This is a genomic window from Methylophilus sp. 'Pure River' (assembly GCF_046765995.1).
Taxonomy (GTDB): Bacteria; Pseudomonadota; Gammaproteobacteria; order Burkholderiales; family Methylophilaceae; genus Methylophilus.
In genome coordinates, this window is sequence record NZ_JBKOUE010000002.1 from 252,516 (window position 1) to 275,629 (window position 23,114).

General features: G+C 52.0%; 22 protein-coding genes. 8 read left to right on the top strand and 14 right to left on the bottom strand.

Going from position 1 to position 23,114, the window contains the following annotated elements; genetic code table 11:
- Nucleotides 1-10 precede the first annotated feature (10 nt).
- The 5 genes from ACIDE9_RS03460 to ACIDE9_RS03480 all read left to right on the top strand — a co-directional run bounded on the left by ACIDE9_RS03460 (nucleotide 11) and on the right by ACIDE9_RS03480 (nucleotide 4,804).
- Nucleotides 11-967, top strand: a complete 957-nt coding sequence (locus ACIDE9_RS03460) for an energy transducer TonB (protein ID WP_411992710.1) — start codon at nucleotides 11-13, stop codon at nucleotides 965-967.
- 38 nt (nucleotides 968-1,005) lie between these two features.
- A complete protein-coding gene (locus tag ACIDE9_RS03465; RefSeq protein ID WP_411992712.1) occupies nucleotides 1,006-1,320 on the top strand; it encodes a (2Fe-2S) ferredoxin domain-containing protein in 315 nt (104 codons plus the stop codon).
- 12 nt (nucleotides 1,321-1,332) lie between these two features.
- Nucleotides 1,333-2,586 carry a biosynthetic peptidoglycan transglycosylase gene (locus ACIDE9_RS03470; RefSeq protein ID WP_411992713.1) on the top strand — a complete coding sequence of 418 codons (1,254 nt, stop codon included), beginning with the start codon at nucleotides 1,333-1,335 and terminating at the stop codon, nucleotides 2,584-2,586.
- Between the two features lie 45 nt (nucleotides 2,587-2,631).
- Nucleotides 2,632-3,723: a pseudouridine synthase gene (locus tag ACIDE9_RS03475; RefSeq protein WP_411992715.1), complete on the top strand. Its 1,092-nt coding sequence runs from the start codon at nucleotides 2,632-2,634 to the stop codon at nucleotides 3,721-3,723.
- A gap of 691 nt (nucleotides 3,724-4,414) precedes the next feature.
- Nucleotides 4,415-4,804 (top strand): YidB family protein, encoded by a 390-nt coding sequence (locus ACIDE9_RS03480; RefSeq protein WP_411992717.1) that lies wholly within the window; start codon nucleotides 4,415-4,417, stop codon nucleotides 4,802-4,804.
- A 48-nt stretch (nucleotides 4,805-4,852) separates the two neighbouring features.
- On the opposite strand, the gene pyrE is transcribed toward ACIDE9_RS03480, so the two are convergent.
- The gene (gene pyrE, locus ACIDE9_RS03485) at nucleotides 4,853-5,500 is read right to left on the bottom strand and encodes an orotate phosphoribosyltransferase (RefSeq protein WP_411992719.1); all 648 of its coding nucleotides are present in this window, start codon (nucleotides 5,498-5,500) and stop codon (nucleotides 4,853-4,855) included.
- 26 nt (nucleotides 5,501-5,526) lie between these two features.
- On the opposite strand from pyrE, the gene ACIDE9_RS03490 reads away from it, so the two are divergent.
- Entirely contained in the window at nucleotides 5,527-6,300 is a 774-nt protein-coding gene (locus ACIDE9_RS03490; RefSeq protein ID WP_411992721.1) for an exodeoxyribonuclease III, read from the top strand.
- A gap of 653 nt (nucleotides 6,301-6,953) precedes the next feature.
- Here ACIDE9_RS03490 and ACIDE9_RS03495 read toward each other — a convergent pair.
- The 3 genes from ACIDE9_RS03495 to ACIDE9_RS03505 all read right to left on the bottom strand — a co-directional run bounded on the left by ACIDE9_RS03495 (nucleotide 6,954) and on the right by ACIDE9_RS03505 (nucleotide 10,585).
- The gene (locus ACIDE9_RS03495; RefSeq protein WP_411992723.1) at nucleotides 6,954-8,198 is read right to left on the bottom strand and encodes an AmpG family muropeptide MFS transporter; all 1,245 of its coding nucleotides are present in this window, start codon (nucleotides 8,196-8,198) and stop codon (nucleotides 6,954-6,956) included.
- A gap of 184 nt (nucleotides 8,199-8,382) precedes the next feature.
- Nucleotides 8,383-8,703: a c-type cytochrome gene (locus tag ACIDE9_RS03500; RefSeq protein ID WP_411992724.1), complete on the bottom strand. Its 321-nt coding sequence runs from the start codon at nucleotides 8,701-8,703 to the stop codon at nucleotides 8,383-8,385.
- A 13-nt stretch (nucleotides 8,704-8,716) separates the two neighbouring features.
- A complete protein-coding gene (locus ACIDE9_RS03505; RefSeq protein ID WP_194752491.1) occupies nucleotides 8,717-10,585 on the bottom strand; it encodes a methanol/ethanol family PQQ-dependent dehydrogenase in 1,869 nt (622 codons plus the stop codon).
- 301 nt (nucleotides 10,586-10,886) lie between these two features.
- Here ACIDE9_RS03505 and ACIDE9_RS03510 point away from each other — a divergent pair, with 301 nt between their 5' ends.
- Nucleotides 10,887-12,749, top strand: a complete 1,863-nt coding sequence (locus tag ACIDE9_RS03510; protein WP_411992845.1) for a sigma-54-dependent Fis family transcriptional regulator — start codon at nucleotides 10,887-10,889, stop codon at nucleotides 12,747-12,749.
- Nucleotides 12,750-12,813: 64 nt separating this feature from the next.
- On the opposite strand, the gene ACIDE9_RS03515 is transcribed toward ACIDE9_RS03510, so the two are convergent.
- The 10 genes from ACIDE9_RS03515 to hemA form a co-directional block, all read right to left on the bottom strand.
- Nucleotides 12,814-13,500, bottom strand: a complete 687-nt coding sequence (locus tag ACIDE9_RS03515) for a PEP-CTERM sorting domain-containing protein (protein ID WP_411992726.1) — start codon at nucleotides 13,498-13,500, stop codon at nucleotides 12,814-12,816.
- A gap of 297 nt (nucleotides 13,501-13,797) precedes the next feature.
- The gene (metW, locus tag ACIDE9_RS03520) at nucleotides 13,798-14,406 is read right to left on the bottom strand and encodes a methionine biosynthesis protein MetW (protein WP_411992728.1); all 609 of its coding nucleotides are present in this window, start codon (nucleotides 14,404-14,406) and stop codon (nucleotides 13,798-13,800) included.
- On the bottom strand, nucleotides 14,403-15,530 hold the full coding sequence (metX, locus tag ACIDE9_RS03525; RefSeq protein WP_194752488.1) for a homoserine O-succinyltransferase MetX: 1,128 nt from the start codon (nucleotides 15,528-15,530) through the stop codon (nucleotides 14,403-14,405). The genes metW and metX overlap by 4 nt, the downstream gene beginning before the upstream one ends.
- A 54-nt stretch (nucleotides 15,531-15,584) precedes the next feature.
- Nucleotides 15,585-16,382, bottom strand: a complete 798-nt coding sequence (locus tag ACIDE9_RS03530; RefSeq protein WP_411992730.1) for a TIGR01458 family HAD-type hydrolase — start codon at nucleotides 16,380-16,382, stop codon at nucleotides 15,585-15,587.
- 64 nt (nucleotides 16,383-16,446) lie between these two features.
- Nucleotides 16,447-17,580 carry a sterol desaturase family protein gene (locus ACIDE9_RS03535; RefSeq protein ID WP_411992732.1) on the bottom strand — a complete coding sequence of 378 codons (1,134 nt, stop codon included), beginning with the start codon at nucleotides 17,578-17,580 and terminating at the stop codon, nucleotides 16,447-16,449.
- Nucleotides 17,581-17,638: 58 nt separating this feature from the next.
- Nucleotides 17,639-18,490: a peptide chain release factor N(5)-glutamine methyltransferase gene (prmC, locus tag ACIDE9_RS03540; RefSeq protein WP_411992847.1), complete on the bottom strand. Its 852-nt coding sequence runs from the start codon at nucleotides 18,488-18,490 to the stop codon at nucleotides 17,639-17,641.
- Nucleotides 18,491-18,492: 2 nt separating this feature from the next.
- Entirely contained in the window at nucleotides 18,493-19,341 is an 849-nt protein-coding gene (locus ACIDE9_RS03545; RefSeq protein WP_411992733.1) for a DNA alkylation repair protein, read from the bottom strand.
- Nucleotides 19,342-19,359: 18 nt separating this feature from the next.
- Nucleotides 19,360-19,767 carry a GFA family protein gene (locus ACIDE9_RS03550; RefSeq protein WP_411992734.1) on the bottom strand — a complete coding sequence of 136 codons (408 nt, stop codon included), beginning with the start codon at nucleotides 19,765-19,767 and terminating at the stop codon, nucleotides 19,360-19,362.
- Nucleotides 19,768-19,783: 16 nt separating this feature from the next.
- Nucleotides 19,784-20,866 carry a peptide chain release factor 1 gene (gene prfA / locus ACIDE9_RS03555; RefSeq protein WP_411992736.1) on the bottom strand — a complete coding sequence of 361 codons (1,083 nt, stop codon included), beginning with the start codon at nucleotides 20,864-20,866 and terminating at the stop codon, nucleotides 19,784-19,786.
- Nucleotides 20,867-20,913: 47 nt separating this feature from the next.
- On the bottom strand, nucleotides 20,914-22,173 hold the full coding sequence (gene hemA / locus ACIDE9_RS03560) for a glutamyl-tRNA reductase (RefSeq protein ID WP_194752483.1): 1,260 nt from the start codon (nucleotides 22,171-22,173) through the stop codon (nucleotides 20,914-20,916).
- Between the two features lie 227 nt (nucleotides 22,174-22,400).
- Here hemA and rpe point away from each other — a divergent pair, with 227 nt between their 5' ends.
- A complete protein-coding gene (rpe, locus tag ACIDE9_RS03565; protein ID WP_194752482.1) occupies nucleotides 22,401-23,108 on the top strand; it encodes a ribulose-phosphate 3-epimerase in 708 nt (235 codons plus the stop codon).
- Nucleotides 23,109-23,114: the final 6 nt, after the last annotated feature.

Below are 23,114 nucleotides of genomic sequence, written 5' to 3' on the forward strand. Positions count from 1 at the left end.
CAAGCGCCGCATGGGGTTACCGGAGAGTTTCCGCAAACGCTCACCACTGGTGTGGGCGTTGTGGTTTTCGCTACTGGCACATGCGGTCGTGCTCACGCTACATTTTCAACCGGAACTTAAAGCCTTTAAAGACCAGATTCCTTCATTAGAAGTGATGCTGGTGAACAGCAAAACGCAAAGTGCGCCTGAAAAAGCCGATGCACTGGCGCAAGCCAATCTGGACCGCGGCGGCAATACCGATGAAAAACGGCAGATGAAGAGCCCGCTACCCAGTGTGCAGCAAATGCAGGCGTCCATGCCGCATGCCGCACAGGCGACGCTACCATCAGCCACGACTGCGAGCAGTCCGCACGAGGCCGAGCTGGTGCGTGAAAAACAGCGTGTGGCGCAATTGGAACAAGAAGCACAAGCGCTGCTCACACAGTTAAAAGCCAGCCAGGCCGTGACCAGCCTGCAAACACCGCCGTTGTCGCAGCCACATGCGGCGGCCAGGCAGCAGCCACCTTCGCAACATGTGCCGGTGCAAGCGCAGCCGCAAACGGCAGCCATGCAAGAGATGGCTAAGCTAGAGGCGCTGATTGCCAAGCAGCAGGAAGAATACGAAATGCGCCCCAAGCGCCAGTTTGTTGGTGCGCGCACGCGTGCATATCGTTTTGCCAATTATGTTGAGCAATGGCGGCAAAGAATTGAACGTGTGGGTAACCTGAATTATCCGCAAGCGGCGATGACACAAAAGCTTTATGGTAGGCTGCAAATGACCGTTTCAGTGAAAGCCGATGGTAGTATAGAAAGTATTCGTATCCACCAGAGCTCCGGGCACAGGCTATTGGATGAATCTGCACGCCGCATTGTCCAGCTGGCTGCCCCCTTTCCGGTCTTTCCGGAAGATATCCGCCAGGATACCGATGTACTGAGCATTACGCGTACCTGGACCTTTACCAGAGATGACCAACTCTCCACCGAATAAGCGTTGCATCCGGTGCGAGGTTTTACAAGGCAATCGTTATGACCACAAGTCACTTTCAATACCACGTATTTTTCTGTCTTAACCAGCGCGAAAATGGCGAAGACTGCTGCATGAACAGAGGCGCCGAGGCCGCGTTTGACTATATGAAAAAACAAGTCAAACAACAAGGCCTGGCCGGTGCTGGCAAAGTGCGTATCAACCGTGCCGGTTGCCTGGACCGCTGCGGCGAAGGGCCAGTGATGGTGATTTACCCGGATGCCGTTTGGTACACCTTTGTCGATGAAAGCGACATTGATGACATCATTGAAAACCATCTGCAACAAGGCAAGGTGGTGGAGCGTTTGTTGGTTTAAGGTGACGCCACAATGCTGAAAAAATGGTGCTTACGCCTCATTATTAGCCTGTTGATTGCCTCCTTGCTGGCCATCCTCGGCGTGGCGGCCTGGGTTTGGCAACCTTATGACAAAACTGCCTGGCGGGTAAAGTTGCCAGTAGGCAGTGGCATACAAGTGCGCGTACTGCCCATGCTGATGCTGGCGACTTCTCCAGCGGGGCGCTGGTTGTTAGATAAAAAAGGCTTCAGCCTGCATCATGGCGATGTCCGGCTTTATGATGCTGATGGTTTGCGTGTGCATTGCCAGCACTGTTGGCTGGAAGCTAAATCCGTCAGTGATAAACCATTGATGCTGGACTCTGTGGCGTTGTGGTTAAAGCTCGATGGGCAGCAATTAAACGGTTATTTATTAGTGGATGCGGCCAATCAGCCATTCAAAATTGATTTTGAAGGCAAGGCTACCATGCGCTCATTAAAGCTGAACTGGACCCTGCCAGCCACGCCTCTGGCCAGTTTGCTGAGTTCTTTGCGTGCGCATTCTAGTGCCATCTCTCAAGCCACTGTCTCAGGTGCACTTTCAGCCACAGGAATCTTGCGCTGGCCCCGGCAAAGCTGGAGTGTGCAACCGCAGCTATCGCAATTACACGTGAGTGGGCTGGACTTAAGCAAAGTCACCGCTTCGTCTGTGCAATATGATTGCCCGCTGCTGGATGAGCAAAAACACCCGGAAAAAGTGCATTGGCTCAGCTACGATAAAATGGGCCGCTGGTTACCGATGGCGACCATCATTGCCGAAGATGCCGAGTTCAGGCACCACCCGGGTTATGCCATCACACAAATGCAGCAACTACTCGGCAAGGAAAGTACTGACAAGGCCGTGGGGGGCAGCACCATTACCCAGCAAGTGGTGAAGTATATGTTTACCAACGGTGAGCGTACCTGGAAGCGTAAAATAGAAGAATTACTGTATGCCGTACAGCTGGAAAATACACTGGATAAAACCAATATTCTTAACCTGTACTTAAATACGGTCGACTGGGGCCCGAGTTTGTGTGGCGCACATGCGGCTGCAAATTATTACTTTGGGCTCTCCCCTGCGCAGATGAATCCGATCCAGGCCGCCTGGCTGGCTGGCATCATCAAAAATCCGCACCGTGCCTGGAAACAGCAGTTTATGGCCAAAAAACCGGACTTGGCACGAGCCGAAAGCATTTTGCGCTATATGCCAGAGAGTGCGCGCAAGCAGCCGGGTAGCCTGAATTTTCGTGCGTCAGCAGCCAAATAAATTACAATAGCACCTTATTCATCTTTCATTAGTGAGAAGACTGTTTTGTCTACGCTCAAACTCAATAAATCCCCCGCCACCACTGATCAAGCGCGCCAGAAAACCGTTAGGCGCTTGTCACCTGAGTTGCGTGATCGTACTAAACCACCTGCTAAAAAAGAGGTGTATGCCGAGGTGCAGCAAGATGCTGGCCCAAAAGAGCAGGCACCCCGCAAAGACAAAGTATTTAAAGATAAAGAACCGCGCAACTCGGCAGGGAAGCCAGCACATGCTGGCGGACGCCCACCTGTAAACAGGTCAGGCGCAGGCCGTAGCGAAAAGCCGCGTGATAAAGATCGCCCATATGCTGCGAAAACAGCTGACCGCCCACCCGTTCGCAGACCAGCCCCAACCGAGGCAGACGCTGACTTGCAACCGCGCTTATCTAAAGTGATGGCAGACCGTGGCCTGTGCTCGCGCCGTGAAGCCGATGACTGGATCGTCAACGGCTGGGTCAAGGTCAATGGCGAAATCATCGAAACCTTAGGCACGCGTATAGATCCAGATGCCGAGATTATCATCAGTACCTACGCCAAAGAGCACCAGGCCGAAACGGTGACCATTTTGCTGCACAAACCTGTTGGTTACGTCAGCGGGCAAGCCGAGGATGGTTATGAACCTGCGGTTGTGCTGTTTAATCCGGACAATCAATGGTCAGAAGATAGCAGTGGCATTGAGTTCAAGCGCGGGCATTTGCGTGGCCTGGCCCCGGCTGGCAGGTTGGATATCGACTCCACCGGTTTGCTGGTACTTACCCAGGATGGCCGCGTTGCACGCAAGCTGATTGGTGATGACTCCAATGTAGAAAAAGAATATCTGGTGCGTGTAGAAGGCCAGCTGAGCGCTAATGGCCTAGCGTTATTAAACCACGGCCTTAGTCTGGATGGCGTTCAGCTGAGGCCCGCTAAAGTCTCTTGGCAGAATGAAGACCAATTGCGATTTGTGTTGCGTGAAGGCCGCAAACGGCAGATTCGTCGCATGTGCGAATTGGTTGGCTTGCATGTGGTTGGGTTAAAACGTATTCGTATTGGTAGTATCAATCTAGGGAAGTTACCGCCGGGGCAATGGCGGTATTTGGCTGCACATGAGCGGTTTTGATGGGATTTTTTGAGGATAGCTTGGGAAGATTATTCTTTAGAGTTGTTGTTGGGTGATTGGGGCGTTGTTTTTCGCTTTTACAGCGAGTTACTTTTCTTTGCTTGCCCAAAGAACAAGTAACCAAAAGAAAGTGCACCCCAGCTTCCGCTTTTTCCTTGCGCTACTCGGCTTGGCGGGCGTCCATCGAAACTCGCCCTGACAAGCCACACGAAACGTGGCTTATTGCGGAGCTCGGACAGACGATGGCCGAATACTCCCGCCACCCCTGCGTTGCTCGGCGCGGCAGATGGGGACCCCGAACACCAAGCGAGCAGCATCGTTTAGCGGGTTTAACAAAAAGAATCTGTTTCTTTAACCGTCCGAACTAAATCAATGCAGGTTAGATGAGATCAATCCCATCCCATCACGCTGAGTAGCGGAGACAAAATAAGAAGAGAGGGAGCGACTGTTCGAATCCCGCGGTGGGCTGCGTATTGTGCAGCCCGCTAGGATGAGTTTCGTGACCGCTTATGCCTAAGTCCGGCAAGGCAACGGACGAAAGTCCTAAGCTGAGCAACGCAAGGAAGCCTTTAGGCCGTGATGGCTGGGTGTCTTCCTCTTTGGTTACTTTCTGAGGGGCAAGCATCAGAAAGTAACTCGCCGAGAGGCGAAAGAAAAGTTTAAACAATTAACTATATTAGGAGTAGCCATAATGGGATTATTCGATAGCGTCGCTGGCGCCATGATGAACAAAGTCATGGGTGATAAAGGCCCATTGGCAAAACTGGCCATGGAGTTGTTTCAGCAATACGGTGGGTTGCCGGGTATTTTGCAGGCACTCAAAAATGGCGGTTTGACCGAACAGGTGGATTCCTGGGTGGGTACAGGCGCTAACCAGAGCGTAAACGCGCAACAAATTGGCGCGGCATTAGGCAGCGCTGTGTTGGCAGGGCTTGCTGGTAAGCTGAACATGAGCACTGACGAACTGACTGGCAAAATTGCCGAACATTTGCCGGATGTCGTGAATCAATTGACACCGAATGGTGCGGTGGAGAATAACCCAGCGCTGATTATGTCGCGTTTAATGGGTATGCTTAAATAAATAAAACGAGCCTTTGCTCGCTTTATTGTTTATTGTTTGGCTCACTGTCTATCGTACGCAATATTGCGCACGATACGCTTCAATCGCCGGGAAGTATTGCGCCAATTGATCATTTCCTTGCAGATACGTGAACAAATCGGCCAGTTTGGCGATACTGACGACCGGCATCTGGTTGGTTTGCTCCACTTCTTGAACCGCGGACAATTCGCCCAAGCCTTTTTCCTGGCGATCCAAAGCAATGCTTACTGCACAAGGCGTGGCACCCGCGTGGCGGATCAGCTCTACGGATTCACGAATAGACGTGCCTGCAGAAATTACATCATCAATAATCAGCACACGGCCTTTGAGCGCGGCGCCGACCAATGTGCCGCCTTCGCCGTGGTCTTTGGCCTCTTTGCGGTTGTAGGCATAAGGGTAGTTTTTACCCATGCGCGCAAACGCAATGCTGATGGCCGTGACCAGCGGAATACCTTTATAAGCGGGTCCAAACAGCATGTCGAATTGTAGGCCAGACTGTAGAATGCTGTTGGCGTAAAATTCGCCCAGTTTGAGCATGCTTTCGCCATCATCAAACAGGCCAGCGTTAAAAAAATAGGGGCTTAAGCGCCCGGCTTTGGTTTTAAATTCACCAAAGCGCAACACCTGTTTCTGGATGGAAAAAGCAATAAAATCGGCACTGAGTGTGTTGGCAGTCATTTTTAAAAGCAGAAAGTATTTAGACAATGCGTATTATAACCTTGAACCTCAATGGCATACGGTCGGCCTGTAACAAAGGCTTTTTGCCCTGGCTGGCGAATAGTGGTGGCGATATTATCTGTTTGCAGGAGCTCAAAGCGCAAGCTGGCGACATGCAACCCGAGATGTTGCAGCCGCCCGGTTATCACGGCTATTTCCACTATGCCGAGAAAAAAGGCTATAGCGGTGTGGGCATCTACAGTAAACAGCCTGCTGATAAAGTCATCATTGGTTTGGGTCATGCGCACATTGACGCTGAAGGTCGCTACCTGGAATGCCAATATGGCAATTTGAGTGTGGTGTCTTTATACCTGCCCAGCGGCTCCAGTGGTGAAGAGCGTCAGCAATTCAAGTTCCAGGTCATGGATTTATTCTTGCCGCATCTTGAGCAGTTGGTCGCTTCTGGTCGTGACGTGGTGATTTGCGGTGACTGGAATATCGCGCACCAGGAAATCGATCTCAAGAACTTTAAAGGCAACCGTAAAAATTCCGGCTTTTTGCCAGAAGAACGCGCCTGGATGACTGATGTGCTGGGGCGTGTGGGTTGGGTGGATACCTACCGCGGTCTATATCCTGATACCACGGATGAATGCTATACCTGGTGGAGCAACCGTGGCCAAGCATGGGCCAAGAACGTCGGTTGGCGTATTGATTACCAGTTGGCAACACCGGCATTAGGCGCAAAGGTGATTGCGGCCAGTGTATATAAGGCGGAACGGTTTAGTGATCATGCACCTTTGACGGTGGATTATGCGGATTGATTAAAGAGGGTTGTTCTTAAGGGTGTTGTGTTGTTGGAGCTTTTCTTTGTTTGCACAACGTGAGTTTATGATCGATCTATTTCGCCTTTACGGCGACCATTCTTTCTTATGCTTGTCCATAAGAAAGAAGGCAAAGAACAATACACCCCAACTTCCGCTTATTTCCTGCGCTACTCGGCTTGCCGGGCGTCCATCGAAACTCGCCCTGACAAGCCACACACTTCGTGGCTTGTTGTGGAGCTCGAACAGCCGATGGCCGAATACTCCCGTCAACCCTGCGTTGCTCGGCGCGGCAGATGGGGACCCCGAAAACCAGTAAGCGCCACGATGGTCGGACTGAACAAATCAATCTGATTTCCAACCGTTGAGATTTCTACAATGTGAGTTTGGCGAGATAAATCCCATTCCATCACGCTGAGTAGCGGAGACAAAATAAGAGGAGAGGGAGCGACTGTCCGAATCCTGCAGCAGCTCACGGGGTTTGTGAGCTGCCAGGTTGAGTTTCGTGACCGACTTATTTTGTTGAGCAACGCAAGGGAGCCTTTAGGCCGTGATGGCTGGGTGTCTTCCTCTTTGGTTACTTTCTGGGGGACAAGCACCAGAAAGTGACTCGCCGAGAGGCGAAAAAGAATGCCTTTTATTTCCTAAAAAACTTAGCGTTCTCGCCAAGGCGCTACCTTAAACAACAGTAACATCCCCGGAATCGCCAACAACGTACACACATAAAAAAACTGCTCCCACCCTAGGCTCTCCACCATGCCGCCAGTAAGTGCATTAAACACAGAGCGCGGGACGGCCGACAGGCTGGTAAACAATGCGAGCTGTGTTGCGGTATACGCTGGATTCGTTTCACGCGCCATATAGGCGACATAGGCCGCGGTGCCCAGACCGATGCCAAACGCTTCAACACCAATCACAATGCCCAGCATGCTGCGTTCAACCACGCCAATCTCGGTAAACGGGCCGCTATGTGCCAGCCAGGCAAAACCGAGTATTGATAAGGCCTGCACTACCCCAAACACCCACAGGCCGCGATTGATGCCGAGTTTAAGCATCCATAAACCACCGACAAAGGCACCGGCAATTTGCATCACCAGGCCACTGCCCTTCACAATCGCGCCGATATCGGTTTTGCTGTAGCCCATGTCGATATAGAACGGGGTGGCGAGTGCGGTGGCCATGCTGTCGCCGAGTTTGTATAGCAGGATAAACAGTAATACCCACAGCGCGTGCTGCCAGTCGCTGCGTTGCATGAATTCTTTAAATGGCTCTACGACCGAGGCCAGCAGAGTTTTGGGTGTGCTGACAATGGCAGGCTCTTGTGACCACAGGGTAAAGCCGATGCCGGGCAGCATAAACAGGCCGACAATCAGGAACACTTGTGACCATGGCAGGTGATCGGCGAGAATGAGTGCCAGTGAGCCTGGGACCAGCCCGGCGATGCGGTAGGCGTTGACGTGGATGCTGTTGCCCAGGCCGAGCTCTTCATCACTTAAAATTTCGCGACGGTAGGCGTCAATGACGATGTCCTGGCTGGCGGAAAACAGGGCGACCAGAGTGGCGAGGAGAGCGACTGTGGTGATGTCTTGTTGCGGTTGAAACATGCCCAGGCTGATAATGCTGGCAAGCAAGGCCAGTTGTGTGGCTAATATCCAGCTGCGGCGGCGTCCGAGCGCTTGTAGCAGGCTGTATCTGTCCATCAGCGGCGCCCATAAAAACTTCCAGGTGTAGGGCAACTGCATAAAGGCAAAGGCGGCGATGGTTTTAAGGTTGAGGCCTTCACTGCGTAGCCAGGCGGGCAGGAGTTGCAGTAGCAGGTAAAGTGGCAGGCCGGAGCTAAAGCCGAGTGCCACACACATGAGCATGCGGCGCGTAAACAGGGTTTGTGCAATGGTCATGCCCGCATTGTAAACGCTTTTAACGGGTCGCCAATCTCAAGGCAAAAAAAAGCCAACCCTTGCGGGTTGGCCACACTCGGAGATCAATGGTAAAACGTTGGAAATGCAGCGTCAGTGGAGGCACCGTTGCAAGCATGGCAGCCATATTCCAGCGCTGCCACTGACGCTTTATTTCACAGGGGAACTACAAACTTAATACCCACTGGACGATGGTCTTGATATCGTCGTCCTTCACTTGCGGGCTGTTAGGTGGCATAGGCATCTCGCCCCACGCACCGCTACCGCCAGTTTTAACTTTTTGAATCAACTTGGCTTCTGCGGTTTTGTCACCTTTGTATTTGGCTGCGACATCTTTGTAAGCAGGGCCTACAATTTTTTTGTCTACGCCGTGGCATAACAGGCAGCCGTTTTTCTGTGCCAGTGCTTCGGCGCCGCTGCCAGCGATGGCTGAAGCAGTCACCGCCAGCAATGCTGTGGCCAGCAAGGTTTTGTTGAATAATTGCATCAGATTTCCTTCCTTATAAACTGAATACGTTCATGCCACCGCCACCAGGCGCAGCGTTGTATTTGGTCAGCTCTTTGTAACCACCGGCTGCACCCAAACCATCGGTATCGTTGGTCAGGCCCAGGTTCATGGCCACACCAGCCCAGCCACCAATACCGGACAATACGCCTACGTATTGCTTGCCTTTGTGGCCGTAGGTGATCATGTTGCCGACCACGCCGGAACCGACCTGGAATTTCCACAGTTCTTTACCGGTTTTGGCGTCCAGTGCTTTGACCCAACGGTCCAGCGTGCCGTAGAACACCAGGTCAGAGGCGGTGACCAATGCGCCGCCCCAGGCAGAGAATTTCTCTTTGTTGTACCACTGGGCTTTGCCTTTGAGGCCATCCCAGGCCATAAAGCCACCCATCACACCGTCAGGACCAGCAAACATGGTCAAGGTCGCGCCTACCCATGGTTGACCAGCCACATACTTGGACTCAACAGGCTCATACGTCATGCACACGTGATTCAAAGGCACATAGAAGGTTTTGTTTTTAGGTGAGTAAGCCGCTGGTTGCTCGTCTTTCACACCCAGTGCAGAAGGACACACGCCTTTAGCGTTGTAATCCTGGTGCGTGGAGTATTTCGGATCTTTGACCGGAATCCCTGTTTTCAGGTCAATCTTGGTCGCCCAGTTGACGAACGGATGCATTTTTTCCGCTACCAGCAAAGTGCCGTTAGTGCGGTCAAAGGTGTAGCCAAAACCGTTACGGTCAAAGTGTGAGGCCAGTTGTTTGCCGTTGGCTTCCCACAGAATGATCTCGTTCATGCCGTCGTAATCCCACTCGTCATGTGGTGTCATCTGGTAAGCCCAGCGTGCCATGCCTGTATCGAGGTCGCGGGCAAAAATCGTCATCGACCATTTGTTATCGCCAGGACGTACGTCCGGGTTCCAGGTGCCTGGGTTGCCGGTGCCGTAGTACATCAGGTTTAATTTAGGATCGTATGAGTACCAGCCCCAGGTTGGGCCGCCACCGTTTTGCCAGCCGTCTTTCTGTTGCTGCGGTTTCAACCAGGTGCGCACACCCAGGTCTGCTTCAGGATATTTCAATTGAGATTTATCCAGCGGCTTGAAGGAGCCGCCCATTTTGTTGCCGCCGTTCACGTCTTCATACACAGACAAGGCGTTGTAGTGCGGGTTTTCTTTGTTGAAGTCCTTGCCGATCAGCATTTCGCTATCAGGACCGGTGCTATAGGCTTTCCATGCCAGACTGCCATCTTTGAGGTTGTATGCTGAAATATGGCAACGCACGCCGAACTCACCACCAGAACAGCCAGTAATGACCTTGTCTTTAAACACGTGTGGTACATTGGTGTTGGCAGCGCCCATTTTCGGGTCGTTTACCTTCACGTCCCACAATTTGGCGCCGGTTTTGGCATCCAAAGCCACCAGCACGCCATTATTCTGTTGCAGCAGAATCTTGCCGTCGCCGTAGCCCAAGCCCTTGTTTACGTTATCGCAGCACAATACAGACTGCACATCCGGATCTTGTTTAGGAAAATAAGACCACAGGATTTTCTGGTTGTCGTTCAGGTCCAGCGCATACACGTTGTTCGGGAATGCGGTGTGGATATACATGGTATTGCCAATGACCAGTGGCGCACCTTCGTGGCCGCGGTTAACGCCGGTGGCAAATGTCCAGGCCAATTTCAATTGTTTGATGTTGCTCTTGTTGATTTGCGACAGGCGGCTGTAACCTTGGTTTGCGTAGTCTTTACGCGCCATCGGCCACTGGTTGTCGTCTTTCATCATGGCGTCCAGTTCGGCATTTGCCAATACGCTGGTGCTCACGCTGGCTAGCATCATTGCAGTGATGGCGAGCTTGATACGTTGTTGCATAAATAACCTCCAAAATGGTTGCGGTGAAGCTGGAATGTGTGGTGTTGCAAGCGGTCAGCAAAGGCTTCTTTTGTGACGGCTTGCCATTGTTTGCAACGCGCGTGCCAACTGCATGCATTATTTGGGAAATTGTAAAAAATGAATTAAAATCAATTGCTTAATCTGGTATGAAAACATTCATGAGGGGTCGCCGCGCGGCGAATACTGTTCACGACTGTGTCATACTGGTACAGTTGTTCAATCTGATGTGACAGGTGTTCAGTGTTAAATGCCCAATAAATATTCCCCGCCCGCTTCTCAAATGCCACAGCCTGGCATGCGCGACGATCAGCGTGCCATTGCTGAGGCGATTGCACGCTCATGGCGGCGTTGCATGGTCAAAGGCGTGGACGAGCAGGCGCCAGGTGAAGACCAGATTATTACGGCGCAGGAACTGTCGCAGCGACTGGAAAAAAACCGTTTATTACTGACGCATGCCGAGCCGGAAATGCTCACGCTCAGCGAGCAAATTGCCCATACGCGCAGCCTGGTGATTTTGACTGACAGCGAAGGTGTGATCTTGCGCACTCGCGGTGAAGGCGTTGAAGAAAACCAGATTCGTGCTTCATTGTTGCCGGGCGCCTCGTGGAGCGAGGAACACCGTGGCACCAATGCGATTGGGACTGCGCTGGTCGAGCGCCTGCCGATCAGCGTGCAAGGTGCCGAGCACTTTATGGCTTATCACCATTCATTAAGTTGCTCTGCCGTGCCTATATTTGCGGCTAACAATCACCTGGTCGCCACGCTGGATGTGTCCAATGACTTAAATGCGCCGCAACAACACACACTTGCCCTGGTCAAAATGGCCGCGCAAATGGTGGAAAACCGCTTGTTCCATGCCACAGCCGAGGGTGACATTGGTGTGCATTTCCATGTGCGGCCAGAATTCATCGGCACGCTGTGGGAAGGCGTGGCCTTATTTGATGCGCAGGGCCAGCTGCAGGCGATTAACCGTAGCGGCCAGTTCCAGTTCGGCCTGCCGCTGGACCAGGATGTGTTATCCGCTCGTCGCATCCCGTTTGAAGATATTTTTGATGAATCTTGGCTGGTATTCAAACAGCGTGGATTGTCGTCTGATGTCTTGTTCCCCTTGCGATTGCGCAACGGTGCGCGCCTGTTTGCACGTGCGTCCAGCCTGCAGGCGCCTGGCATAGCCAGCAGGCCAGTGCAGTCTGTGCCTCGTGAGTCGGCGGCTAGCCTGGAGTTATTGGATAGCGGCGACCCGCAATTAAAATTAGCCATCAGTCAGGTCAAGCAAGTGCTTAACCGCGATATCCCGGTCTTGATCCTGGGTGAAACCGGCGCCGGTAAAGAATTATTTTCACGGGCGATTCATGATGCCAGTGCGCGTCGGGCGCAGCCGTTTATTGCGGTCAATTGTGCGGCGTTGCCGGAAGGATTGATCGAAGCTGAATTGTTCGGCTATGAAGAAGGGGCGTATACCGGCGCCAAGCGTAAAGGCAATGTTGGCAAAATCCAGCAGGCTGATGGTGGTACCTTGTTCCTGGATGAAATCGGCGATATGCCTTTGTCGTTACAGGCCAGGTTGCTGCGTGTATTGCAGGAACGCAGCGTGACGCCTTTAGGTTCCAGCAAATCCATCCCTGTGAATTTTATATTGCTGAGCGCTACCAACCAGAAGCTCAAGGATAAAGTGGCAGCAGGCGAGTTCCGCAGTGATTTGTATTACCGTATCAACGGGTTAACCGTGCAGTTACCTGCCTTGCGCCAGCGCCAGGATATGTCACGCTTGATCCAGATGATTCTGCAAATTGAGCAGGCACCACAAACCACACTAAGTGATGACGTGATGGCCATATTTGCCACGCATCCGTGGCCGGGCAATGTGCGCCAGTTGCATAATGTGTTGCGTACGGCAGTAGCACTGGCCGATGGCGGTGTGATCGAGCGGCAGCACCTGACGCATGATTTTCTGGATGAAATGGCAGTGGAGGCCGAGCGTGACATCGTGCTGCAACCGGTATTAACCTTGAAAGCACAGTCTGATGAGGCCATCCGTATTGCGATGCAACAACAGGCGGGCAATGTGTCTGCGGTGGCGCGCCAATTGGGCATGAGCAGAAACACCTTGTATCGCCGCCTGAAAGCCTTGCATTTGAATTAGTGTATCGCTAAATAAAAAGCCCCGGCAATCCCGGGGCTTTTTTCATGGCTTTATTATGCGGTGATTATTTGTTGCGACGACGTACAACAGCACCCATCACACCCAGGCCCAGCATCATCATGGCATAGCTGTCAGCTTCAGGCACTGAAGACACGGAGGCAACTTGATCAACTTGGAAGGCCAGGGCTTGTGAGAAGCCAGCGCTGAAATTTAAAGTGTAAGAGGTGATCGGTGTAGAAATACCGCTCAAATCCCAGGAGTAGTAGTAATAGTCATCAACAGTACCAGTATTCACAAAGTTGACCAATGTGCCTGCGATTGCCTGGCTACCGCCGTTGTAGCTCAGCGTAATGGTATATGCCTCACCGCCGAATGACGCATTGAAGTCATTGACGATGCCTTGGAATGCCAGGGAGCTGATATTGCTTGCAACGGTATTGTCAGTGAATGTGAGGTTGCCATCACCATACAAACCAAAACCAGCGGGGTAGTAGCTGCCGGTAACCTGAGTCAGCAACGCGTCGCCTGAACCTGCTACGTTGCCCGCGGTACCTGCGGCCAGTTGCGCTGCGGTCAGTGGGTTAGCGGCGCCATTATCATCAACGCGGTTACGGTTCAGCTGGTTCCAGCCATCAAACGAGACTGAGTCCGTGACGTCGACAAAGCTGCTGTAAGTAGTGTTGGCTTGTGCCAGGCTGGTGATTGCAAACAGGCTTGCACCGATAGCGATGCTTAAATATTGAGCTTTCATTTTACTAACTTCCTTTTGAGTAATTATTAATGACTGGCGTCTTTAATCCGCGCCAGAATCTTTTAACTGGCTGCGTTACTCACAAACGTCTTACCATGTATTCTTATTTAATTGATAATAAGAATGATTATCATTATTGATAAATAATAGATGGAAGTCAATATATCTGTTATTTTTAATTGTTGGTCTTTTGTGGGCAATAGGGCAGCATGCGAGATGCGCCCTATTGTTGGTAGTGGTTATTCGTCAGCCAGTGTAGGCAGCGAATATTAGGGTAATTGTTTGCTGTGGCGGCGATCAGGCGCTGTATTTTCTTAGGCGATACATCGCCAGGTTGCCCATCAGATTGGGTAGTAAGTGCACATCCTGGCCGCCAGTAATCACTTTGCGTTCAATGACCTGAATTTGGTGCTGCACGCAAAAATCGTCAAAATCATTGATGGTGCACAAGTGCACATTGGGTGTGTCATACCATTGGTAAGGCAGGCTTTTAGACACTGGCATGGTGCCGAATGTAATCTGCATGCGGTTACGCCAGTAACCAAAGTTGGGGAAAGTCACAATTACTTCGCGGCCCACGCGCAGCATCTCTTGCACGATGCTTTCAGTGTTGTGCATAGCTTGCAGGGTTTGTGACAAAATCACCGTATCAAACGACTGGTCTTCAAAGCCAGACAAGCCTTCTTCAAGGTTCATTTGAATCACATCAACGCCATTTTTTAATGCCGCCAGCCAGTTGGCATCGTCTTTCTCAATACCGTAGCCAGTGGTTGCCAGTGTTTCGTGTAAATGCGTCAGCAGCGTGCCGTCACCACAACCCAAGTCAAGGACTTTCGCTTTGACATGCACCCAGTTTGTAATTAATGCAAAATCTGGGCGAATATTTGTAATTTTCGCATTTATCATACTTTAATCTGCTCCAGATATGCGCGCATAATGTCGTGGTAATACGGGTCTGGCATCAGGAATGCGTCGTGGCCGTGATCTGAGGTGACCTCGGCATATTTCACTGGCAAGGCGTTATCGAGTAGTGCTTTGACAATCTCACGCGAGCGCGCAGGTGAAAAGCGCCAATCGGTGGTAAATGAAATCACCACAAATTTTGCCTGCGCGCGACGCAGGGCTTTGCTCAAGTCACCGTCATAATCCAGTGCCGGATCGAAGTAATCCAGCGCGCGCGTCATGCGCAAATAGGTGTTGGCGTCAAACTCACCGGCAAACTTATCGCCTTGATAGCGTAAGTAAGATTCCATTTCAAATTCGACATCAAAACTGTATTTGACGTCACCATGACGCAGCTTACGGCCGAATTTCTCGCCCATCACGTCGTCAGACAAATAGGTGATGTGGCCGAGCATACGCGCAATGCGCAAACCACGACGCGGTACCGTACCGTGGTTGTAATAATCGCCGTCAAAAAACTCCGGGTCGGTAATAATGGCCTGGCGCGCTACTTCATTAAACGCCATGTTCTGCGCGGTTAAATTAGGCGCAGAGGCAATCACAAACGCATGGCGCACGCGCTCCGGGTAAACGATGTTCCAGTGCAGTGCCTGCATGCCGCCCAGGCTGCCACCAATCACGGCCGCTAATTGATCAATGCCCAGGTAATCCAGTAAACGGGCTTGTGATTCTACCCAGTCTTCCACGGTCACGACCGGGAACGTCGCGCTATAGGGCTTGTCAGTCAGTGGATCGACACTCGAAGGGCCGCTACTGCCGTGACAGCCACCCAAGTTGTTGAGGCCGATCACAAAGAATTTATTGGTGTCTAACGGTTTGCCGGGGCCAATCAGGTTGTCCCACCAGCCAGGATATTTATCATCTGCCGAATAGCGGCCAGCGACGTGATGGTTGCCAGACAGCGCGTGACAGATCAACACGGCATTGGTTTTGGCCGCGTTGAGTTCACCATAGGTTTCATAGGTCAGGTGGTATTGTGGCAACACGGCGCCGCTTTTCAGGGTGAGCGGCTGGGTGAAATGCGCGACCTGCGCTTTGACGATACCAACAGAATTCGATTCAGACATGCTGCAATTATACTATGCAGCATGCCAAACGGCGAGATGGGGCGCGGCTTGCTTTTAGGAGGGCGTTGCTGACAAACATCCCAATAATGCCGGCAGGTCAGACACCGACGGAATCGTGGCATCAGGTTCCACCGCTGACAGCCGGGTATAGGTTTCGCGGTATTTGCCGGTTTTCACCAACACGCCATGCAAGCCTGCATCTTGTGCGCCGCCGACGTCGGCATCAATATCATCGCCCACCATCACCACTTCATGCGGTTTGAGGCGCAAAGCATCAATGGCCATATTGAAAAAATGTTGCGAAGGTTTGCCCATCAGCATGGCTTTGGTATTGCTGGCATATTCCAGGCCGGTGACAAACGCGCCGATGTCCATTTGCAACCCAGTTTCTGTCTGCCAGAACCGGTTTTTGTGGATGGCGATCAATTGCGCACCATTCACCAGGCAATGAAACACCTCATTAAGCAACTCGTAAGACCAGCGGTCACCGATATCGCCAATCACCACATAATTGGCCGCTGTTTCCGATTGGTCAAAACAGGCAAAGTCCTTTTTCACGTCATCGGCCAGTAACAGTTTACATACCGGGTTAGGCTGCGTTTTGAGATATTGAATGGTCGCTTGTGGTGCACTCATGATTTCTTCAGGCACTACATTGAAGCCCAGGCCGCTAATTTTTTGCTGCAAGGCCGTGAGCGATAAGGTGCTGGTATTGGTGACAAAGCGCACGGCGATGCCTGCCTGGCGGATCCTGGCGACTGCCTCAATGGCGCCGTCAATTGGCTGCTGCCCAATATAGAGCACACCGTCCAGGTCAAACAGCACCGCTTTGATTGCATTAAAATTAAACATGGTTGGCCTTTCGCTACACACAGATAGACTGCGAGCAGCAAAAATCGTGCGCAATATGAAGATGCTATTTTTTAAATGGATACATCAATTGCTTCCAATAGCCATTGGGCACAGGATGGCCACCGATGCCATAGCCGCTTGGCCATTGGTTTTTAGGCATGTAATAAGTGCCAAACAATTTGTCGAACAGCGGAAAATGAATGGCAAAGTTGACGTCTATCGCTTCTTTTTCAATGCCGTGATGCCAGTGATGGAAGCGCGGTGTGACGATCAACGGTTTCAGCCACTCCACATTAAAGCGAACATTGGCATGCACAAAGGTAGCGTTGAGGTACACCAGCAAAATATAGAGATGCAACGCGCCTTCAGCAAAACCGAGCACATACATCGGCACCACTGTCATGCTGCGCAAACCGATAATTTCTACAATGTGCATGCGCGAACCCGCCAGCCAGTCCATCTTTTTGGCAGAGTGATGCACGGCGTGGAAACCCCATAAAAAAGGCACTTGGTGAAAAGCGCGATGAAACCAGTACTGCACAAAGTCGGTTAAAAACATGATTTCAAGCACTTGCAGCCATAATGGCTGGCTGGCGATGACTTGTCGCATACTGGCCCAATCGCCGGTGTAGTGCAAAATGGTCATCGAAGGTGCCAGTGTGAACAGGGTCAGTGTTTGCACAAACACGCTGCTGATTAAAAAGTAAAACAAATCTTCGCGCCATTCGTCCCGGAATAAGGGTTGCTGGGTCAGGCGGCCAAACAGTTTCTCCAGCGGAATAAACAAAAAGCCGGTGAGCAATATATTCAGCACAAACCAGTCCAGGCTAAGGGCAACCCCGCTGGTGCGCGCGGCCTGTGCATCTATGGTTTCGGCAATGGTGATGGTGAGCAACACCAGCAAAATGGCCGTAAACCCTAACACACGGTTGCGACGTAACACCAGGTTGCTGCAAGCGAGCAGAAAGCTGGCTAATAACAAGGCTTGAACTATGATTGTGAACTGTGGCAAGGCGTAGAGTGGTGACAGTATCTGGGTTGAAAACACGCCTTGCAAGCGCTCGCCCAGTAACAGGCACAGACTGGCAATGCCCAGCACCAGCGCGGCCACGCCGCTTAACCAGCCAGAGCCGAAGTGTCTGTTTTCTTCTGGTGCCTCCAGGTCATTGCGGATCGCCAAGCGTAATTTTTGAATCATGAATTGCCCCCTGTTGGTTTTTTATTAATGATTATTGCTTTGCGTGATACGTGTTTGTTCATTCAGTCGTTTGCCGCTGCGCTAGGGTGACCCTGGGGTTGCCGCCCAAATCGTGCAGTGTTTGAATCTGTTGCAAGCCTGCTGCATGCAGCAGTTGCTGCACGGCTTCGGCCTGATTGTAGCCGTGTTCCAGCATTAGCCAGCCGCCTGCGTGTAAATAATCAGGTGCCTGGGCGATAATTTGTCGGATATCCTGCAAGCCATCCACACCAGAGGCCAGCGCACTCATGGGCTCAAAACGCAAATCGCCTTGTTGCAAATGTGGGTCATTGCTTTCGATATAAGGCGGATTGCTGACGATCAGGTCAAACTTGCTGGCGTGCAATGCGGCAAACCAGTTGCTGGCAAGGAATTGCACATTGCTAAGCTGTAACGTCGCAGCATTTTCTGCCGCCACGGCGAGCGCGCTGGCCGACGCGTCTACCGCAACGACTTCACACGCTGGTGCATGCTTGGCAATGGCCAGTGCGATGGCGCCGGTGCCGGTGCCCAGATCTAATACGCGCATGCGGCCGTTGATTTTCTCTAAGGCGGCTTCCACCAGCGTTTCGGTATCCGGGCGTGGAATCAGGGTGTCTGGCGTGACTTTGAGCACGAGCCCGAAAAACTCGCGTGAGCCCAAAATATGCGCAACCGGTTCGCCTTGCAAACGGCGTTGCAAGAGTGATTCGACCTTGGGGATAAACATGTCAGTCAGGTTGTCAGTTGCGTGTGCAATCAGCCAGGCACGGTTCACACTCAGCACATGCATCAATAATATTTGCGCTTCCATACTCGCCTCATCCGGCGGGACAAATTGCGCCAACTGTTGCCGGGCCGTTTGTAGCCATTGTTGTACAGTGTGAGACATCATCACCTGCCGCCGGCCGCTTTGCGCAAAGCAATCGCCGTGGCGTGGCCTTGTTTGGCTGGATGGCGCACAGCATGGCGGATCACCCATTTCAGGTCTGTGTCGGCATTGGTGAGCCAGCGCTCACATAGCTCAAACGCTACTGCCGGATGGTCTTTGGCAATATCGCCCAAGTGGTTTGCCACGCTACGGCGCACATATAAACTGGGGTCGTTTTTGAGCGCCTCCAGAATCGGCAAGGTTGGCGTCGGGTCTTTAATCAATTGCGGGATGCGTGCGCCCCATGGCAAACGCGAGCGCGTACCTTCAGAACACAAGCGCCGCACATGCGGGTCAGGATCATCCAGCCATTGCGTTAACTGGTTCAGCGTACGGTCAAAATCATGCATCAAAAACGGGCGAATCGAAAACTCGGCTGTAAAGCGGCGCGTCAATTCATATTGGGCGCGCATGGCCGTGTCAAAAGGATCCTCGCCACCATTGTGTTGCGCATCACGCCCATATTCGGCAATAAAACGCGTATGTGGCAAGTAGAAAAACACGCTCAAGCCCAGGCGCTCAGTATGCACGTTGGGCGGCGTCAGCGTGTTAAGTAGAATCTCTGTGGCATCCGAGAATTTGGCCGGCAGCGTTGCTTTTAAAGCAGCCGCAATATGCGCCGACCTATCCATAAAGCCTAGTGGTGTAATGTTGGTAAGCGCTAACTGTTTAAAGACTTGCGTATCAAAAGCGCTGTGCACCAGGCCAATGTTATGCGCCAGGCAATCAATGGCTTCGCTATCCAGCAAAAACTTGATCGGGTTATCTTTCTGGATGCTGCGTGGTGCGGCAGGCAGGCGAAACTGTGTCATTTCAATATGGCCCTCTCGTTAAGGGCGTTCCGCATATTGCGGCGCATCATCGTGAAAGTCATGCCATTCGGCTTTTGAGGCGACAAATATATGTGCCGAGACCTGAGTAGGAAGTGGAGTATCTAGTGTGCCAATACGCAGCCTGAGCGTATCAGGATCGCTTTCCCGGTAGGCGATGATAGGTGAGCCGCAATGGCTGCAAAAGCTACGGCACACGCCCGCTTCGCTGCGATAGGTGGCCAGCGCGGCGGCGCCCTGCGTGATATTGAAGTCCGCTTTTGCGATGGGTGCCACGGCAATAAACGCTGAGCCTGTGGCTTTGCGGCAACGCTTGCAATGGCAATAGACCAGCGCGCCCAGATTGCCTGTCACTTCGTAGTGCACGCGCTCACATAAACAACTGCCTTGATGTACTGGTGTGCGCATGTTTTGGCGGGCTGTTTTAAGCGTCTTCACCCAGGCTCGCCAGCAAGTCGGCCTGATATTCAGTCGCCAGCGCATTAATCAACTCGTCCATATCGCCCTCAGTGATGGCTTCAATTTTATACAGCGTCAGGTTGATGCGGTGGTCTGTAATACGGCCTTGCGGGTAGTTGTAGGTGCGGATGCGTTCTGAGCGGTCACCGGAGCCAATGAGGTTGCGGCGCTCGGAGGCGATTTTGCTTTGTTGTTCGTCGACTTGCTTGGCTTTAATGCGCGCAGCCAACACTTGCATGGCTTGCGCTTTGTTGGCGTGCTGGCTGCGGCCATCCTGGCATTCGACCACGATGCCGGTGGGTGCGTGGGTAATGCGCACGGCAGAGTCGGTTTTGTTGATGTGCTGACCACCGGCACCTGAAGCGCGGAAGGTGTCAATCCGGATATCGGCCGGGTTGATTTCAACATCCCCCACCTCTTCTACCTCGGGCAGAATCGCGACCGTACAGGCGGAGGTGTGGATGCGGCCCTGGGTTTCAGTATCTGGCACGCGTTGTACGCGGTGGCCGCCGGACTCGAATTTGAGTTTTGAGTAAGCGCCGTAGCCGATGATTTTGGCAATGACCTCTTTATAGCCGCCGACTTCGCCTTCGTTGGCAGAGACGACTTCCACTTTCCAGCCCTGGCGGTCGGCAAAGCGTGAATACATGCGGAACAAGTCCCCGGCAAACAGGCCGGATTCGTCACCGCCGGTACCGGCGCGGATTTCAAGGAAGATATTTTTATCGTCGTTAGGGTCTTTGGGCAGCAACAGTTTTTGCAGTGTCAGCGCGACTTCTTCCAGGCGCTTTTTGCCAGTGTCGATTTCTTCCTGGGCAAACTCTTTCATCTCCGGGTCGGCCAGCATGGCATGCGCTTCTTTAATGTCAGACTCGGTTTGTGCATAGATATGGTACTGCTCAACAATCGGGGTAATTTCCGTATGTTCCTGCATGATCTTACGGTAGTTATCCATGTTGTCAGTCACGCCTTCGCTGCTGAGCAGGCGGTTGAGTTCTTCGAGGCGCTCACTGAGGTTGGCGAGCTTTTGTAACATACTTGGTTTCATGTGGTTACCTAATCTTCAAAGCGTGCGCGGATGCCAGGCTTGGAAAGTTATTCTTTAATTTGAAAGAGTTGTTTCACGAGGTGCTCCATATGCGCATGGGCATCGCCGTGAGAGTTGTTGAGCGCATGGCTGGGACCATGCAAAAATTTATTGGTGAGTGCATTACTTAGGGCTTCGAGGGCTTTTTCCGGCGATTCGCCTTTTTGCAGTAATTTGAGCGCTTTTTCCAGTTCGGCTTTACGTACGGTGTCTACCTGGTCGCGCAATGCTTTAATAGTGGGCACGGCTTCGCGCTGTTTGAGCCACTGCATAAAGTGCTCTACGCGCGAGTTTACGATGAGCTCAGCATTGACGGCGGCTTCCTGGCGGTTGCCCAGGCCTTCTGTGACTACCTGAGCTAAGTCGTCTACCGAGTATAAAAACACATCATCCAGCGCGGAGACTTCGGGCTCAATGTCACGCGGCACGGCGAGGTCGACCATAAACATCGGCCGGTGCTTACGTGCTTTAATCGCGCGCTCTACCATGCCCAGGCCGACAATTGGCAACTGACTGGCGGTGCTGGTGATGACGATGTCAAATTCTTGAAAGCGCTCAGGTAGGTCGTTGAGCAAAATGGCTTGTACGTTTAAGCCTTGGCCGCGAATTTTTTCTGCCAGTTGTTCGCCGCGCTCTAGTGTGCGGTTGGCAACGGTGATTTTTTTCGGTTTTTGCGCGGCAAAATGGTCGGCACACAGCTCTATCATTTCACCGGCGCCAATAAACAGCACACTTTGTGAACTCAGGTCACCAAAAATACGTTGTGCCAGCTTAACGGCGGCGGCGGCCATGGAAATCGAGCTGCCGCCAATGTCGGTATTGGTGCGGACTTCTTTGGCCACTTCAAAAGTGCGCTGGAACAGCTTGTGCAGCATTGTGCCCAGCGTGCCTGAATCTTGCGCAATTTTGACTGACTGTTTGAATTGCCCGAGGATTTGCGCCTCGCCTAGCACCATGCTGTCCAGGCCACTGGCGACGCGGAATGCATGCTTGACCGCTTCGTGGCTACTCAAGGTGTAGGTGTAAGGCAGCAATTTGTCTGCGTCCAGGCGGTGATAGGCCGCCAGCCAGTCAATCACCACTTCGGGGCGGATGGACTGCACATAGATTTCAGTGCGGTTGCAGGTCGATAAAATAGCCACTTCTGCCACGTTATGACGTGCCAGATCCGCCAGCGCCTGCGGCAAGGTTTCGTTGTTAAACGCAACGTTCTCGCGGATGGCAATAGGGGCGGTGGTGTGGTTGACACCAATGGTATACAGTTGCATGGCGCTATTTTACCTGCGGGACAGGGTCAAAAGATAAACAAATCGGCGCTTGCAAACAGTTCATGAGCGTTTGGATGGAAATCCATGTCTAATAGTGCCGACATTTTCTTATATTCACGCGTCACAAGCAAGAATCCTGTCAATTTGAAACAAATTGGCGGTAAAATATTGGTTTTGCTAAATTTTTATTAGATTAATTCACGGAACTCAAGAGACGGAACACCAGCATGGATAAAACTTTTCGCATTGCCCCAAGTATTCTTTCTGCCAACTTTGCCAAATTAGGCCAAGAAATCGAAAACGTCATTAAATCCGGCACTGACATTGTTCACTTTGACGTGATGGATAACCATTACGTGCCTAACCTGACCATTGGTCCGCTGGTCTGTGATGCCATTCGTGAGTTGTCTCACAATGCTGGCGCGCTGATCGACGTGCATTTGATGGTAAAACCAGTGGATCGTATCATCCCTGACTTTGCCAAAGCCGGTGCGGACATCATCACTTTCCACCCGGAAGCGTCTGATCATATCGACCGCAGCCTGGCATTGATCCGTGACAGCGGTTGCAAGTCTGGCCTGGTATTTAACCCAGCGACGCCATTGCATTACCTGGACTACGTGATGGACAAAGTGGACATGATTCTGCTGATGTCTGTGAACCCAGGTTTTGGTGGCCAAAAATTCATTCCAGCAACCCTGGATAAACTGAAACAGGCCCGTGCACGCATTGATGCTTATTACGAGCAAACTGGTCGTCAAATCTGGCTGGAAGTGGATGGCGGCGTGAATGCGAACAACATCGCTGAGATTGCTAAAGCCGGTGCCGATACATTCGTGGCTGGTAGCGCTGTGTTTGGTGCAGGTAAAGACACTGACCCTAACCGTTATGACACGATTGTTGGTCAGTTGCGCGCTGCCTTGGCAACGGTATAAATTTAA